General features: G+C 67.2%; 13 protein-coding genes. 4 read left to right on the top strand and 9 right to left on the bottom strand.

The features are described from left to right. Positions 1-34: 34 nt before the first annotated feature. The gene (locus IBX22_RS13170) at positions 35-862 is read right to left on the bottom strand and encodes a TatD family hydrolase (protein WP_194815870.1); all 828 of its coding nucleotides are present in this window, start codon (positions 860-862) and stop codon (positions 35-37) included. 68 nt (positions 863-930) lie between these two features. Here IBX22_RS13170 and metG point away from each other — a divergent pair, with 68 nt between their 5' ends. Further along, positions 931-2,490 (top strand): methionine--tRNA ligase, encoded by a 1,560-nt coding sequence (gene metG, locus IBX22_RS13175; RefSeq protein WP_194815871.1) that lies wholly within the window; start codon positions 931-933, stop codon positions 2,488-2,490. A gap of 97 nt (positions 2,491-2,587) precedes the next feature. On the opposite strand, the gene IBX22_RS13180 is transcribed toward metG, so the two are convergent. Beyond that, on the bottom strand, positions 2,588-3,340 hold the full coding sequence (locus tag IBX22_RS13180; RefSeq protein ID WP_194815872.1) for an isocitrate lyase/phosphoenolpyruvate mutase family protein: 753 nt from the start codon (positions 3,338-3,340) through the stop codon (positions 2,588-2,590). A 110-nt stretch (positions 3,341-3,450) separates the two neighbouring features. On the opposite strand from IBX22_RS13180, the gene IBX22_RS13185 reads away from it, so the two are divergent. Then, positions 3,451-3,729 (top strand): hypothetical protein, encoded by a 279-nt coding sequence (locus IBX22_RS13185; RefSeq protein ID WP_194815873.1) that lies wholly within the window; start codon positions 3,451-3,453, stop codon positions 3,727-3,729. Positions 3,730-3,769: 40 nt separating this feature from the next. Here the strand turns inward: IBX22_RS13185 and rsmI are convergent, their stop codons facing one another. After that, positions 3,770-4,633 carry a 16S rRNA (cytidine(1402)-2'-O)-methyltransferase gene (gene rsmI, locus IBX22_RS13190; protein WP_375540239.1) on the bottom strand — a complete coding sequence of 288 codons (864 nt, stop codon included), beginning with the start codon at positions 4,631-4,633 and terminating at the stop codon, positions 3,770-3,772. Between the two features lie 376 nt (positions 4,634-5,009). On the opposite strand from rsmI, the gene IBX22_RS13195 reads away from it, so the two are divergent. Then, the gene (locus IBX22_RS13195; RefSeq protein ID WP_194815875.1) at positions 5,010-6,623 is read left to right on the top strand and encodes a phospholipid carrier-dependent glycosyltransferase; all 1,614 of its coding nucleotides are present in this window, start codon (positions 5,010-5,012) and stop codon (positions 6,621-6,623) included. 2 nt (positions 6,624-6,625) lie between these two features. Here the strand turns inward: IBX22_RS13195 and IBX22_RS13200 are convergent, their stop codons facing one another. Further along, positions 6,626-6,985 (bottom strand): GntR family transcriptional regulator, encoded by a 360-nt coding sequence (locus tag IBX22_RS13200; protein WP_194815876.1) that lies wholly within the window; start codon positions 6,983-6,985, stop codon positions 6,626-6,628. A gap of 7 nt (positions 6,986-6,992) precedes the next feature. Then, complete coding sequence (gene arcA, locus IBX22_RS13205; RefSeq protein WP_194815877.1) at positions 6,993-8,228, bottom strand: arginine deiminase; 1,236 nt, start codon at positions 8,226-8,228, stop codon at positions 6,993-6,995. Between the two features lie 135 nt (positions 8,229-8,363). Between arcA and soxR the strand changes: the two genes are divergently transcribed. Then, positions 8,364-8,882, top strand: a complete 519-nt coding sequence (gene soxR, locus IBX22_RS13210) for a redox-sensitive transcriptional activator SoxR (protein ID WP_194815878.1) — start codon at positions 8,364-8,366, stop codon at positions 8,880-8,882. Here the strand turns inward: soxR and IBX22_RS13215 are convergent. From IBX22_RS13215 to IBX22_RS13230, 4 genes are all read right to left on the bottom strand, one after another. Then, positions 8,845-9,729 carry an SDR family oxidoreductase gene (locus tag IBX22_RS13215; RefSeq protein ID WP_309234598.1) on the bottom strand — a complete coding sequence of 295 codons (885 nt, stop codon included), beginning with the start codon at positions 9,727-9,729 and terminating at the stop codon, positions 8,845-8,847. The two genes, soxR and IBX22_RS13215, sit on opposite strands and share 38 nt — an antisense overlap. A 105-nt stretch (positions 9,730-9,834) precedes the next feature. Further along, positions 9,835-10,962 carry a glycosyltransferase gene (locus IBX22_RS13220; protein ID WP_194815879.1) on the bottom strand — a complete coding sequence of 376 codons (1,128 nt, stop codon included), beginning with the start codon at positions 10,960-10,962 and terminating at the stop codon, positions 9,835-9,837. A 121-nt stretch (positions 10,963-11,083) separates the two neighbouring features. Next, complete coding sequence (locus tag IBX22_RS13225) at positions 11,084-12,898, bottom strand: bifunctional diguanylate cyclase/phosphodiesterase (RefSeq protein ID WP_194817658.1); 1,815 nt, start codon at positions 12,896-12,898, stop codon at positions 11,084-11,086. Between the two features lie 67 nt (positions 12,899-12,965). Next, positions 12,966-15,131, bottom strand: coding sequence for an Rv1355c family protein (locus IBX22_RS13230; protein WP_194815880.1), 2,166 nt, complete (start codon positions 15,129-15,131; stop codon positions 12,966-12,968). Between the last annotated feature and the right edge of the window lie 195 nt (positions 15,132-15,326).

Consider the following 15,326-nt stretch of genomic DNA (forward strand, 5'->3'; position numbering starts at 1 on the left):
ACGGGGGAACACCATTCGGCATTCCGCCGATGGTCTAGATCCCGTAAATCCGCCGGGCGTTGGCCGTGCTGATCTTCGCCAGCTCCATCGGATCCTGTTCGCGCAGTTCGGCGAGGGCGCGCACGGTGTAGGGCAGGCAGTAGGACTCGTTCGGCGCCCCGCGGAACGGATGCGGCGTCAGATACGGGGCATCGGTTTCCACCAGGATCGCCTCGTCCGGCACCACCTTGGCGGCTTCCCGCAATTCATGAGCATTCTTGAAACTGACCGTGCCCGAGAAGCTCAGCACGTAGCCCTCGGCCACACAGGACAGCGCCATATTGGTGTCGGACGAGAAGCAGTGGAAGATCACCTTTTCCGGCGCACCCTCGTCCAGCAGGACTGCCAGCAAATCATGATCGGCCTCACGATTGTGGATCATCAAAGGCTTGCGCAGGCGCTTGGCGAGATCGATGTGCCAGCGGAAACCCTCGACCTGGGTTTCGATATCGGCGCAACCGTCGAGCTTGCCCGGCCAGTAGTAGTCCAGGCCGGTTTCACCGACGGCGACCACGCGCGGGTCGGCGGCCAGGCGTTCCAGTTCCGCTTTCGCGGCATCGTCGAGCGCGTTGGCGCGCGTCGGGTGCAACGCGACAGCGGCGTAGACGCGATGATCCCAGTTCGCGGCCTGCACCGCCCACTGCGCGGCCTTCAGGTCGTCGGCGACGGTCACGATGGTGCCGACGCCCACCGACGCGGCACGGTCGACGATCACTTTCGTCGACTCGGCGTCGGTCGCGCCGCACGCGTCGAGGTGGGTGTGCGCGTCGACGAGCGGCGCGAGCGGTTCCGGCAAATCCGGTGCGGGCCGTTTGCTACTCATGCCTGCACCTCGGCTACGGGGATATTCACGTGAAGGTCGAATAGCACGCGCATTACAGTAGACACACCATGAGTCCAGCTGACCGCCCCGCCTTCTATGTCACTACGGCCATCGCCTACCCGAACGGTGCGCCGCATATCGGGCACGCCTACGAGTACATCTCCGCGGACGCCATCGCCCGATTCAAGCGGCTCGACGGGTACGACGTCTTCTTCATGACGGGTACCGACGAGCACGGCCAGAAAATGCAGCAGGCCGCGGTCGCCGAGGGCGTGCCCGTCGAAGAACTGGCGACGCGCAACTCCGACGTGTTCGAAGCGATGGACAAGACGCTCGACGTCTCCCTGGACCGATTCATCCGGACGACAGACGAGGACCACCAGGTCGCGTCGGTGGAAATCTGGAATCGGATGCTCGCCAACGGCGATATCTACCTGGGCAATTACTCCGGCTGGTATTCGGTGCGCGACGAAGCGTTCTACACCGACGAGGAGACCACGCTGCTCGAAGACGGCAGCCGCGTCTCCACCGAAACCAAGACGCCGGTCGAATGGACCGAGGAGTCGAACTTCTTCTTCCGGCTCTCGGCCTACCAGGACAAGCTGCTCGCGCTCTACGAGGAGCATCCCGAATTCATCGCGCCCGCAACGGCTCGCAACGAAATGACGAGCTATGTGAAGGCGGGCCTGAAGGATCTGTCGATCTCGCGCACCACCTTCGACTGGGGTGTGCCGGTGCCCGGGCACCCCGATCACGTGATGTACGTGTGGGTGGACGCACTCACCAACTACATCACCGGCGTCGGCTTCCCCGACACGGATTCGGCTGCGTTCCAGCGGTTCTGGCCCGCCGACCTGCACATCATCGGCAAGGACATCACCCGCTTTCACACCGTGTACTGGCCGGCGTTCCTGATGTCGGCGGGCATCGAACTGCCGAAACGCGTGTTCGTGCACGGGTTTCTGTACAACAAGGGCGAGAAGATGTCGAAGTCGGTCGGCAATGTCGTCGACCCGCTCGAGCTGGTCGCCGAGTACGGCCTCGACGCGGTGCGCTACTTCCTGCTGCGGGAAATCTCCTACGGCCAGGACGGCAGCTACAGCCACGAGGCCATCGTCTCGCGCATCAACGCCGACCTCGCCAACGAATTCGGCAATCTGGTGCAGCGCAGCCTCACCATGGTGAACAGGTACTGCGGGGCTGTGGTGCCGACCCCGGATGAATTCACCGCCGAGGATCGCGCTTTGCTGGACCAGGCCGGTGCCCTCCTGGACAAGGTGCGCGCCGAATTCGACGCCCAGCAAATGCATCTGGCGCTGGACACCATCTGGAAGGTGCTCGCCGAGACCAACCGGTACTTCTCCGCACATGCCCCCTGGGCGCTGAAGAAGTCCGGCACCGACGAGGACCTCGCGCGCATGGCCACCGTGCTGTATGTGACGATCGAGGTGGTCCGCATCGCCGCGATCCTGGTGCAGCCGGTGCTGCCCGGCTCCTCCGCCAAGATCCTCGACCTGCTCGCGCAGCAAGGCCGCACCTTCGCCGACATCAGCACCCCGCTGGTCGCCGGCGTCCCGCTGCCCACCCCGGAGCCGGTCTACCCGCGATACGTGGAGCCGAAAGAGTAAGCGGCACTTGGGGGGATCATCGCCAGACGACACTACGTAGCCCGCGGTGTCCCAGGTGGCTATCGCATCTGGGACAACCGCAGGCAGCAGTTGACTGCTACTTCCAGGCGTCGAGGAGTCGGTTGGCTTCCTCCGCGAGCGCGGACTGGAGGTAGGGACCGAAGCTGACGCGAGCTACACCGTGTTCGGCGAAGTATTCTTTCGCAGGCTTGCCGGGGATGCCGATTGCGTTGACGGGCAACGGGAGTTCGGTGGTGAGGCGGCGGAGGTCTTCGCTGGAGTGGCGGCCGACCGGGTAGAGGACGTCGGCGCCGGCCTCGGCGGCGAGCTTCAGGCGGGCGATGGCGCGGTCGACTCGGTCGGTTTCGTCGCCGTCCTGGCGAACGAACAGATCCGTGCGGGCGTTGACGACCACGTGCACGCTCGCGGCGTCGGCGTAGCGGCGCAGCTCGTTGACGAAGGTCGCGTGCTCCTCGGCGCCGCGCAGGCGGCCACCCTCGCTGTGCACCGTGTCCTCGATGTTCAGCCCGATCGCGCCCGCTCCGAGCAGCCCTTCGATGAGTTGCGCGGGCTCGAGGCCGTAACCAGATTCGATGTCGAGCGAGATCGGGACGTCCACCGCCTCGGTGATCTGCCGGACCCGAGTGAGCGACTCCGCGAAAGTCATATCCTCGGCGTCCTTGCGGCCGATCGACTCCGCCAGCGGATGACTACCGATCGTCAACGCCGAAAACCCGGCGGCGACAGCGAGTTCCGCCGACCACGCATCCCACACGGTCGGCAGCACCGCCGGATCACCGGGACGATGCAGCGCGAGAAATGCCTTGGCCTTGCTCTCGAGAGAAGTCATCCCCCGATCATCCATGGCCGCAACGGGTCGCCGCCAGTGCCATGTCGAATGACCGAGGGGCACCGCACCGGGCCGCTACCCTGGAGTGAGATCAGCAATTAGGGGGATCAATGCGGGCACTCCGCCGGATTGTCATCGATATCGGGTACGCGCTCCCATTTGTGCTGGCGGTCGCCGCGCTCCTGACGTTCGGGCTCGGTCTCGACGGAGTGTGGGTGACCGTCGTGACAGTGCTGCTCGGCATGATCCTGGGCAAGATCGCCGAAGGTGTTGTGATCATGGTCCGGGCGGGCCGGTCCAGCCCGGAGGCGCCCCGGCAGACGGAGCCGATCTGGCAAATCTGGAGCCGGACCAGGCCGCGAACGAGCGACCAACACCCGACGCCGTGACCGCTGCACCGGTGCCGGACAACAGATCTGGAAGCCGGGATCAGTCCTCGTTGTCGCGGCGAGCCGCCAGCACCGCGTCGTACAGTTCGCGGCGGGAGACGTTGTGCTCGCCGGCGATCTGGGCGCAGGCGTCCTTGAGCCGAAGGCCTTTCGCACTCAGCGATTCCACCGCTTCGACAAGATCCGCGGGGTCGGCCGATTTCGGCTGGGCGCCTTCGAGAACGACGGTGATTTCGCCGCGCACACCGTCGACAGCCCAGGCGGCGAGTTCGGCGAGGGTGCCGCGTTTGACCTCTTCATAGGTTTTGGTGAGTTCGCGGCATACGGCGGCGCGACGATCGGGACCGAGCACCTCGACCGCATCGGCAAGACAGTCGGCGAGGCGGTGCGGAGCCTCGAAGAAGACACAGGCACGGGACTCGGTGGCCAAGGTGCGCAACCACTCCCGGCGCTGCCCACCCTTGCGGGGCGAGAATCCGTCGAAGCAGAACCGCTCCACCGGCAGACCGGACAGCGCCAGCGCGGTGGTCACCGCCGACGGCCCGGGCAGACAGGTCACCGGCAGATCCAACTCCACACAAGCCGCGACCAGCCGATACCCGGGATCACTCACCGACGGCATCCCCGCATCGGTCACCAGCAACACCGTGCGCCCGGCCTCGATATCGGCGAGCAGCGCCGGAATCCGCGCCGCCTCCACATGGTCATAGAAGCTCACCACCCGCCCGGTGATCTCCACCGCGAGCGCCTTCGCCAGCGACTTGGTCCGCCGAGTGTCCTCAGCCGCGACAACATCAGCCGCCCCCAGCGCATCCTTCAGCCGCTGCGACGCATCCCCGACGTCCCCCATCGGCGTCGCCGCCAGCACCAGCCGACCCACCGCAACCGAGTCCTCCGCCACCACTCTCCCGTCTGAACCATCACCTCCGGCACACACCGAACCAGCCCCGAGCCTAGTTGCCCACCCCCACACCCCAACGCCCCGAACCCAGCACCCTGCCTCCGATCAAGATCACCAGGCTTCTGTGGCGGCGTTTCGCGAGTGCTGCCCGCCACCAGGGCCTGATGATCTTGAGGCTGGGGGCAATTCGGTAGGGCGGCGCGTTGCCAAGATCATCAGGGATTGCGGGCGGCATTTCGTGAGAGGCATCCGCCGTGGAGTCCTGTTGATCTTGGTGGGGTTGGGGTGGGGTTGCGGAACTGCCAGGTGGTGGGGATTGTGGGCGGCGGCGCGGTTGCCGGTGCGCGACCTTGTCCGCCGGACCGCATAACATCGGAGCGTGACCCAGGTGACCTCCCGCGCGACCGCACCGTTCGGGATCGTGCCTTCGTGGTCGAGTCCCGCGCCGCTGCGACCGTCTCCGGATTTCGGGCCGACCGATACCGTGCGGGGCTGGCTGGTTACGGCGTTCTTGACGGTGATCGCCGCGGTTACGCGGTTCACCATGCTGAACTATCCGACCGATGCGGGGACGCCGGTCTTCGACGAGAAGCATTACGCGCCGCAGGCGTGGCAGATGCTGACCGGGGGCGGGGTGGAGGACAACCCCGGGTACGGGCTGGTGGTGCATCCGCCGGTCGGCAAACAGATGATCGCCATCGGCGAGTGGATGTTCGGGTACAACGGGTGGGGCTGGCGGTTCACCGCGGCGCTGGCGGGAACGATCCTGGTGCTGTTGCTGATTCGGATCGTGCGCAGGATGGCCCGGTCCACGCTGATCGGCGCGATCGCGGGCATTCTGGCGATCGCCGACGGACTGTTGTTCGTGTCCTCGCGGATCGGCATGCTCGACATCTTCATGGCGCTGTTCGTGACCGCGGCGTTCGGCTGCCTGATAGTCGACCGCGACGACGTGCGCAGACGCATGGCGCTGGTGGACATGCAGGGTCGCATCTCCGCGACCGAATGGGGTCCGCGACTAGGTGTGCGCTGGTGGCGTTTCGGTGCGGGCGTGCTGCTCGGATTGGCTTGCGGCACCAAGTGGTCGGGCATCTACTTCATCGTCGCGTTCGGCCTGTTGACTGTGTTCTTCGATGTGGCGGCGCGGCGGGCCTACGGGGTGCGGCGGCCCTGGATCGGCACGATCGTGCGCGATGTCGGGCCCGCGCTCTACGCGATCGTGCTGATCCCGATCGGCGTGTATCTCGCCACCTACTGGGGCTGGTTCGCCAGCGAGGACGGGGTGTACCGGTACGCGGTCGGCAACCAGATCGGCACCGGCGGGCCCTGGTCGTTCCTGCCCGACGCGCTGCGCTCGCTGTGGTTCTACAGCGGTGAATCGCTGAATTTCCATGACGGACTGACCAATTCGGCAGGCAACCATCACCCGTGGGAATCCAAGCCGTGGACCTGGCCGATGGGGTTGCGGCCGATGCTCTACTACTACGCCGACACCAACGTCACCGGCTGCGGGGCATCGCAGTGCGTGAAGGCCGTGATGCTGATCGGCACGCCCGCCATCTGGTGGATCGCGTTCCCGGTGCTCGGCTGGATGGCGTGGCGCACCCTCGTGAAGCGGGACTGGCGCTACGCCGCGGTGCTCACCGGTTACGGTGCGGCGCTGCTGCCCTGGTTCCTCACCCTCGACCGGCAGATGTACTACTTCTACGCGGTCGCGCTGGCGCCGTTCCTGATGATGGGCGTGGCGCTGGTTCTCGGCGACATCCTCGGTCCGGCCCGCGATTTCGTCCTGCCCAGATCGCGGTCGGCGATTCCGCGTTCCCCGGCGGGCACGTTCCTGCCGAACGAGCGGCGCAGTCTCGGGCTGCTCACGATCTGTTTGTATCTGGGCGTGGTGATCGCGAACTTCATTTGGCTGTGGCCGATCCTGACGGCGCTGCCGATCACCACGACCAACTGGCACGACCACTTGTGGCTGCCCAGCTGGCGCTGAGATCAGGCCTCGAGCGCGGATTTGATGTAGCGCAAAGCGGTTTCGTCATCGACGCCGAGCCGGCGGATAGCCGCCACGTAATCGGTCGCCGCACGTCCGGCGGCGTCGCGGGTCGGATCGCCCGAGGAGGCGATGAACGAGCCCTGCCTGCCCCGGGTTTCCAGCACCCCGTCCGCTTCGAGTTCGCGGTACGCGCGGGCCACCGTGTTCGGCGCCAGGCCGAGCTGCGCCGCCAGCGCCCGCACCGTCGGGATCTTGGTGCCCGCGGTCAACTCCCCCGAACGGACCTGGGCCAAGACCCCGAGTCGCAGCTGCTCGTACGGGGGAACCGAAGAATCGTGGTCGATCGAAAGAGTGGACATGGCACGCTCACACGGCATCTCTAGATAATGGACAGGACATACAGCGGGGACCGCCCCGCCCGGACCCGAGCTCCGATCCGGGGATCTGGAGCACCTCGATCCCGGCGTCGGCGAGCCGCACATTGGTCATTTCGTTGCGTTCGTAGGCGATGACGACGCCCGGCGCGACGGCGAGGGTGTTGTTGCCGTCGTCCCATTGCTCGCGTTCGGCGGTGACGCCGTCGAGCCCGGTGTCGATGACCCGCAGCTTCCCGATGCCCATCGCCTCCGCGGCCGCGGGCAGGAACGGGTCAGGCCCGCGCATACTCACCGCGCCGTCGTCTTCGCGATGAATGGTGAAGGCCTGCAAGGTGTCCCGCACCGCCGGATACATCACCACGGCATCGGTGTCGACCATGGTGCAGACGGTGTCCAGGTGCATGGTGGCGCGGTTCTGCTCGATCGGCACCACCAGCACGGTGTGCGCGAGATCGTCGTCGAACAGGCTGCGCGCCAACGCTTCCGCGCCCGCCGGCGAGGTGCGTTCGCCGACGCCGACGGCCACCACGCCCGGGGCGAGCAGCAGCACGTCACCGCCTTCGATGGGGGCGGTGTGCGATTCGTAGGCCCGGCGCACACCCAGGAAGCGGGGGTGGAAGGCGTAGATGAGGTCGGTGAGCGAGGTTTCGCGCATCCGGGCGGGCAGCGCGAGCGAGGTGATCGCCACTCGCGGCCCGACCCAGAACGAGGAGTCCCGGGTGAACAGCAGGTTCGGGAGCGGGCTGATGACGAAGTCGCCGCCGTGGTGCATCCGGCGGACCAGCGAGGCGGCGTCCGGGCCGAAGGGTAGCTCGTCGAAGGTCATGCCCGCCATCAGCAGGTCGGCCAGATCCTTGGCCGGGACTCCGCGCAGGTAGGCCGCGAGCTCGTCGGCGAGCTGGTGGCCGAGCTTGCGGGCGTCTACGGCCGAGGAGATGCCCTGGATCCGCGCCGCGCCGCTGACCTCGAGGGTTTCGGCGAGCAGATCCGACAGCAGCAACACCTCGACCCCACGGTCACGCAACACTCCAGCGAACGTGTCGTGTTCCTGCTGCGCGCGCTCCACCCAGGGGATGCCGTCGAACAGCAGTTGGTCGTTGTTGCGTGGTGTCAACCGCCGCAGTTCGTCGCCCGGCCGATGCAGCAGCACCGTGCGCAAGGTTCCGACCTCGGAGGTCACGCCGAGCCGAGATTCGGCTCCGCGGGGTTGTGCGTCTGCTCCCATGGTCCGACCGTAGTTCGCCGGAGGCCGCTGAGCACGGAATTCGCGCGGATGTCGTGCGGTTCACGGCGGCTCCGCCGATTCCGGCCCCAGCCCACCCTAACCTGAAGTATTGTTTAGGTGAATGGAGGAGCGTGCATGACGACAGCCGATTGGCGAACAAAGGAGCTGACCCCCGGGCAGCTGTCCGAGCGTAGCGGAGTCGCGGTATCCGCGTTGCACTTCTATGAACGCGAGGGCCTGATCACCAGCCGCCGGACCAGCGGCAACCAGCGCCGCTACGCGCGAGAAACGTTGCGGCGCGTTGCCTTCATCCGCATCTCGCAGCGAGTCGGCATACCGCTCAGCGAAATTCGCGCAGCCCTGGACAAACTCCCCGAAGGCCGCACCCCCACCCGCCGCGACTGGGAGACGCTGTCCACCACTTGGCGCAGCGACCTCGACGACCGCATCACGCAGCTGACTCGCTTGCGCGACAACCTGACCGGCTGCATCGGCTGCGGTTGCTTGTCGCTGGGCAGCTGCAAACTGGTGAACGAACGCGATCAGCTCGGCGCGCAGGGACCGGGCGCCGTCGTCCTCGACACCCACATCAATTGCCCGCCCGGGAAACCCGCCGTCAACTGCCAGCCCGGGACGCAGCCAGCAACCGGCTGAACCGCGCGCTCATCCGGCGGATCACGAATTCGTATGGGAGCGCGAATTTCCGGGCCCACCAGTAGCCGAAGCGGATATCCGGCGAGGTGTAGACGATGAACCGATTGCGTTCGATGCCTTTGAGAATCGCCTGCGCCACCCGCTCCGGTTCCACCGCGTGCTTGGTGAATTCCTTTGTGAGCCGGGCGACTCGGGGCTCGTCCTTGTCGATGCCGACCAGTTCGAAGGTGCGCACCAGCGGCGTGTTCACGGCCCCCGGCGCCACCAGGTGCACCGAAATCCCGTGCGGCTCCAGGTCGAATCGGAGCACCTCGGAAACACCGCGGATCCCGAACTTGCCTGCGCTGTAGGCCGCGTGCCACGGCAACGCGATCAACCCCGCCGCCGACGACACGTTCACCAGCGCGCCACCCTTACCCGCCCGCACCATCTCCGGAATGAAGCTCTCGATCACGTGAATCGGCCCCATCAGATTCACCTCGACCATCCGCCGCCAATGCTGATGCTCCAGATTCTCCACAGTCCCCCAAATGGAATGACCGGCGACATTCATGACGATATCGAGACTGCCCGGCCCGGAATGCACCTCGTCGGCAAACGCTTTCACAGCCTCGTAATCGGTGATATCCATTGCGCGACTGGCCAATACCACCCCACCCGCACCCCGAATCAACGCAACGGTCTCCTCCAGCCCCACCCCATTGATATCGGTGAGCACCAACTCGGCCCCCGCCTCAGCAGCGGCCACCGCGGTCGCCCGCCCGATCCCACTCGCCGCCCCGGTCACCAAAGTCTTCGCCCCCCGCACCCCGGTCCGCCCACCCCGCCGCTGCCCCAACCCGCGCACCGCGACTCCATTCTCATAGCCGTTTCACTTTCCCCGGAGGCTACTGCCCCACACCTCCCCCAACGCCGAATTCCCCACCAGCCACACCCCCCAATATTGGGGTCGCTACCGCCCCAGGACCGCGAGCATGCCGTTGACGGCGCGGGGCCAGGTGAATTGTTCTGCTCTGGTGCGGGCGGCTTTTCGGCGTTGGGCGGGTGGGAGGGCCAGGACTTCGGTGACGGCGTGGGCGAAAGCTGAGGGGTCGTCGGCGGCGACGGCGCCGCAGGCGGGGGTGACGATGTCGGCGAGGGCGGAGGAGCGGCTGGCTATGACCGGGGTGCCGGCGGCGAGGGCTTCGAGGGCGGCGAGGCCGAAGGTTTCGTGGGGGCCGGGGGCGAGGGAGATGTCGGCGGTGGCGAGGAGTTTCGCGACCATGGAGCGGTCGGTGATGAAGCCGGTGAAGTGGATGGCGGGGAGGCCGCAGGTGAGGGTGGGGATCGAGCGGGCGCGGCGCTCCAGGGCTTCGCGGCGGGGGCCGTCGCCGGCAATGATCAGGCGGGCCTCGGAGCCGGACCTGCGGAGTTCGCTGATGGCCTCGATGCTGCGGTCCACCCGTTTCTCCACTGAGAGGCGGCCGCAGTGCACCAGCAGGGGGTGCCCGGGGACGCCGAGGTCGGCGCGTAGTCGGCGGTCGCGGCGGTGCGGGTTGAACAGCTCCAGGTCCACCCCGAGCGGGACCAGTTCGACGTTGGGCGCGCCGATACGTTCGAATTCGGCGCGGGCGAAATCGGTTGTGCACACCACGATTTCGTAGTCGTCGGCGGTCCGGCGGTTGGCCAGGTCGGCGAGACGGCGGGCGGCGGAGCGGGGCATGATCTGACCGAGCAGGCGGTCGAGGCGCTCATGCGAGATCATCACGCCGGTCACGTCACGCTTGCGTGCCCAGCGGCCGAAGCCACGCAGCGTCAGGCGGTCCGAGACTTCCAGGACGTCCGGCCGGAGCCCGGACAGCACGTCCGCGACCCGGCGTGGATCAGCGGCGCGATAGCCCCCGGTCCAGGGAATCGGCAAGGCGGGCAAGGTAATCCGCAGAACCCCGCTCGGCAGGATCTCCTCGGTGCGACGCGAGCCGGGGACGATCAGCACCACCTCGTGACCAGCCGCGGTATAGCCCTCGCCGAGATGATGCAGTGCGGTGCGCAGTCCGCCCGAGCGTGGTCCGTAGAAGTTCGCCAGCTGCACTATGCGCACTCCACGATCGTTCAACGGATGTGGGGTTCGCGGGGGCTGTACCGCGCAACGGAGAGTGAACAGGAGAAAAAGAGCCGTTCGCAATGGTCCGGGCTCGGTGGTTGAAGCTGCCGAGCTGGGGTCAGCGGACGGTGCCGCGCCCGGCCCGCGGGAGTTCCAGGTCCAGCGGGATCCGGCCGATCGCGAGATGCTCTTCGACTTCGTCGGCAGGCATGGGACGGGCGATCAGGAAGCCTTGCGCGCGATAGCAACCCAGGCCGACCAGTGTTCGGGCGGCAACGGCGGTTTCCACGCCCTCGCCGACGACGCCGAGACCGAAGGAACCGGCCAGGCCGATAATCGATTTCACGATGGCGAGATCGTCGGTGCTGGCGCCGAGGCGCTGGACGAAGCCGCGGTCGATCTTCACCGCGTCCACCGGCAGCGCTTTCAGGTGCGACAGCGAGCTGTACCCGGTGCCGAAGTCGTCGATCGCGATCTGCACGCCCATGCGCTTGAGGCCGCGCAGCGTGACCTGGGTGCGGGCGAGGTCTTGCACCACAACGTGTTCGGTGATTTCCAGGCAGACCGAACTGCCGTCGATGCCGAACAGGCGCAGGATGTCTTCGATGCGCTCGACGAAATCCAGGCTGACCAGCTGGACCGGAGAAACGTTGATGCGCATGACGACATTGGAGGCGAGACCGCGTCTGCGCCATTCCGCGAACTGCGCGCACGCCGAGCGAATCACCCAGCGGCCCAGTTCCCCAGCGAGATTCGTGGCTTCGGCGACGGTGACGAAGGCGGCGGGCGGAAGCAGGCCGCGGGTCGGGTGCATCCATCGGACCAGCGCTTCCAGCGCCACGATCCGCCCGGTCCGCAGGTCGACCTCGGGCTGGTAGTGCAGCAGCAGGGACCCGTCGGAGACCGCGCCCCGCAGGTTCAACTCCACGTCGTCCTGCAGTTCGAACTGGGCGCGCATGGCGTCGGTGAACACCGCGACCCCGTTGCCCCCACCGGATTTCGCGGACAGGAGGGCATGGTCGGCACGGCGCAGCACATCCGCGACGGTGGTCTCGCCGGGAATCCCCACGGCCACACCGACGCTCGCGCCGCGGCTGACGGACTCGCCGCCGACGGTCACCCGCCGCCCGATCAACTGCTGAATCCGCGTCGCCTCCAGCTCGGCGGCGACGGCGTCCATCGGTTTCGCGGGCACGATGACGAACTCGTCGCCGCCCAGCCGGGCGATCATGTCCTGCCCGTCGAGGTTCTCGCGCAGCCGCGAGGACAGGGTGCGAATGAAATTGTCCCCGGCGGTGTGGCCGAGGAAGTCGTTCAACGCCTTCAACCGGTCCAGGTCCAGGAACAGCGCCGCCACCGGCCCGGGCGCGCCGGACCGCAGGCGCTCCTCCATGTGCTCGAGCAGCGCCCGCCGGTTCGCCAGCCCGGTCAGATCGTCGTGCAGCGCGATGTAGCGCAACCGTTCCTCGGCCACCACCCGCGCCTGCACCTGCGCGAACAGCGCGGCAATCGCCTTGAGCACGTTGAGTTCTCGCGTGCTCCAGTCCCGGTCGCCCTGTTTGATGAAGCCGAGCACGCCGGTGGATTCACCGCGCGAGATCAGCGGCACGGCGGCCATCGCGACGGTCGGAATTCCGGAGGAGCGCCGGATCGTCTCCTGATAGTCGGCGCTGTGCACGTCGGGGCGCACGATGATCGGCTCGACGGCGTGCTCGAGTTCGCGGAACACCGAGTCGGCGTTCTCGAAGAAGACGACCTTCAGCGGGTCGGGGTCGGGAACCTCGGCGCGGTGCGGCCATTCCGCGATCAGCACGGTGGCCCGGCGCTGCCGTTCGGTATGACGCAGATAGCTGAAGTCGACGTCGAAATGCTCGACCAGTTTGGCCAGCACGCGTTCGCTCGCCGCCACCATGGTCGTGGCGTCGACGCCCATCAACTCGGCGGCGACTTCGGTCACCAACGAGTCGAGCGTTCGGCGAGGCACCCTGTCTCCGATCGTGCTAGCTGCGGTCGCCCGCGCCCGAGGCTTCCGGTCCCCGCCGGAGGCCCGCCCCGAAGGGGAGCCGCCTGCTGCGGACCGTGGCTGCTGCCGCGTAGCTCAGGCGAAGCACCAATGCCATGATCTCATGCTCAGGCACTCCCAGCAGGTCCAGGAAACGGCCCTGAAGTGAAGTCAGTGTATCCGCGAAATCGGGGGAAATCGCGATCAACTCCGCATGCTGCCGTGCGTAGAGGAACACCGGCGAGACAGGTTGCACGGCGAGGCCCCGGCGTTCGGCCTCGAACCAGACCCGCTGGGCGGCCGCACCGGCCCGTGCGTAGTCGGTGAGGCCGGGTGTGTGCTCGGGGCAGGGCAGGGTCACCGCGAGCACCGCGGAGCTGGAGACCACCCGGTCCCGGGTGTATTCGCCGAGGGCGGTGCCCGCCGACCATTCGCGCAGTCGCGCCATCACGTCCGAGCGCCGGGCCATCCGCATCTTGGCCTGTTCGACGGGGGTGAGTTCGAGGCTGCGGACGTCTATGCCGGTAAGCGGATCTTCGCCCGGCCAGCGCAGTTCGGCGAACAGTTCCTCGTGCAGGCGCGGGGTGAGATAGCGGATGCGGTCGGAGTTGCCGAGCAGATCGGCGGCCAGGTCGATATCGGCGCGGCCGGTGACGTGGCGGACGGTCCCGCCCTCGGCGGCGGCAGCCGCGGCCAGGCTCGCAAGCACCTGATCGGAGATTGCCGCACCGTTGCCCAGGCGCCGGTTCGTCGCCCGGGAGAGGGCGGCTGGGTAGTCGCGGGCCAGCAGGGCATCGTCGCCGGAGCCGAACTCGAGCAGTGCCGTAAGTGCGCTGGCATCGTCTTCGAGGATTCGGTGCGGTCCCAGCATGCCGTGCGCGGCGGCCGCGGCGCGAGCATTGTGCAGGGCGGCGCCGATCGCGACGGCGCTGCCGCGATAGCCGATATCCAGGGCCGACGAGCGGGTTCGCACCAGATCCATCCGGAGTCCGGCGTCGTCGTCACGCAGCACCCACGGCTGGGTATTGCCGCCGGACGGGGCGCGTTGCGCGCATTCCAGCACCCGCGCGACCGGCGTGGCCGCCGTGGCGTCCGGGACCGGCCCGCCGCCGTCGAGCGCCGTCTCCTCGACCGGTTCCGGCTCGGCCAGCGCGTCCAGCCCGTGCTCCAGATCGACGCGCACGCGGCCGGAGGAAAGCTTGAGCCCCAACCCGATTCGCCGTACCGCCGCCGCCACGATGGCCGCGCCCAACTGCACTTCGCTGCCGAGCTGCGGCCAGGTGGTGACGGTTTCGTCGATCTCGACCAGGCTCGCCGCCATCCGCGCGGACAACTCGCCGGGATCGAGGATCCGCATGACGTGCGGCGCCTTGTCCTTGGTGGTCAGGCCGCGCAGATCCGCGCCGGTGGTCGCCCCGAGCAGGCCGTGGAACGGGAGCCGTCCGGGTTCCAGGTCGTAGCGCTCGACATCGAAGAGGCCGCGGTCGCTGGTCTCCATGAGCAACGGGATGCGGTGCCGGCGCGCGCCTTCGCGGACCGCGAATTTGATGTCGAGGGAATCGCATTCCTCGATGACGATGGACAGCCCGGTGAGGAATTCGTCCACCGAGTCCTCGGTGACGCCGGAGGTGCGGACCTCCACCGGCAGGTACGGATCGAGTTCGGCGATGCGGCGCGCGGTCACGATCGATTTGTTGACGCCGATGTCGAAGATGTTGCCCGGCACCCGATTCAGGTTGGACAGTTCGATCTCGTCGAAATCGGCCAGTCGCAGCATGCCGCAGGCGCCTTCGAGGGCGATGGTGTAGGCGCAGGCATGGCCGACGCTCTGCCCGACGACGCCGATCCGCTGCTCGCTCAGCCGCTGCTGTTCCTCGCGGGTGAGCTTGTTGCGGTTGCGGTCGAGGCGGATGGCGCGGTAGGACACCTCGTCGAGCAGGCCGACCACCGTGCGCCGCCACGGGTAGTACACCCAGCGGTCCGAGGGCTCCTCGGCGACCGGGTTCGTGATCTTGCCGAGTTCCACGCGCAGCACATCACGCAGATCGAGAATGCGGATCCGGGGCGACTTGCGCAGCTGCGCGAGCATCGGTGCATCGTGGGGTGCCGACTCGTCGAGGGTCAGCGGCCGATAGTCCACACCGGGACCAGGGTCACCGTTCATGCGTGCGCACGTCCTCCGATCCATGGCTGCCGAGGTCAGCACAAGTTTGCCTAGGGCAGTATCCGTCATACAACAGGAATTGACCAGGCGTCTGGCTAATCTTCCGAAAACTAATCGGGTGATCGGAAATTCCCGCAGGTCAGACGATGATGAAGGAGCAAAGTGCGGAATTTAGCGACCAGTCGGTTCCGATTG

Source organism: Nocardia sp. XZ_19_385 (assembly GCF_015355755.1).
Lineage (GTDB): Bacteria > Actinomycetota > Actinomycetes > Mycobacteriales > Mycobacteriaceae > Nocardia.

What these genes read in the sequence shown, in the direction of transcription:
- metG (WP_194815871.1), top strand. Translation starts at nt 931, where the DNA reads ATGAGTCCAGCTGACCGCCCCGCCTTCTATGTCACTACGGCCATCGCC.
- IBX22_RS13200 (WP_194815876.1), bottom strand. Translation starts at nt 6,985, where the DNA reads ATGTCCACTCTTTCGATCGACCACGATTCTTCGGTTCCCCCGTACGAG.
- IBX22_RS13225 (WP_194817658.1), bottom strand. Translation starts at nt 12,898, where the DNA reads ATGGGCGTCGACGCCACGACCATGGTGGCGGCGAGCGAACGCGTGCTG.
- IBX22_RS13230 (WP_194815880.1), bottom strand. Translation starts at nt 15,131, where the DNA reads ATGAACGGTGACCCTGGTCCCGGTGTGGACTATCGGCCGCTGACCCTC.
- IBX22_RS13185 (WP_194815873.1), top strand. Translation starts at nt 3,451, where the DNA reads ATGCGGGCACTCCGCCGGATTGTCATCGATATCGGGTACGCGCTCCCA.
- IBX22_RS13170 (WP_194815870.1), bottom strand. Translation starts at nt 862, where the DNA reads ATGAGTAGCAAACGGCCCGCACCGGATTTGCCGGAACCGCTCGCGCCG.
- IBX22_RS13180 (WP_194815872.1), bottom strand. Translation starts at nt 3,340, where the DNA reads ATGACTTCTCTCGAGAGCAAGGCCAAGGCATTTCTCGCGCTGCATCGT.
- arcA (WP_194815877.1), bottom strand. Translation starts at nt 8,228, where the DNA reads ATGGGAGCAGACGCACAACCCCGCGGAGCCGAATCTCGGCTCGGCGTG.
- soxR (WP_194815878.1), top strand. Translation starts at nt 8,364, where the DNA reads ATGACGACAGCCGATTGGCGAACAAAGGAGCTGACCCCCGGGCAGCTG.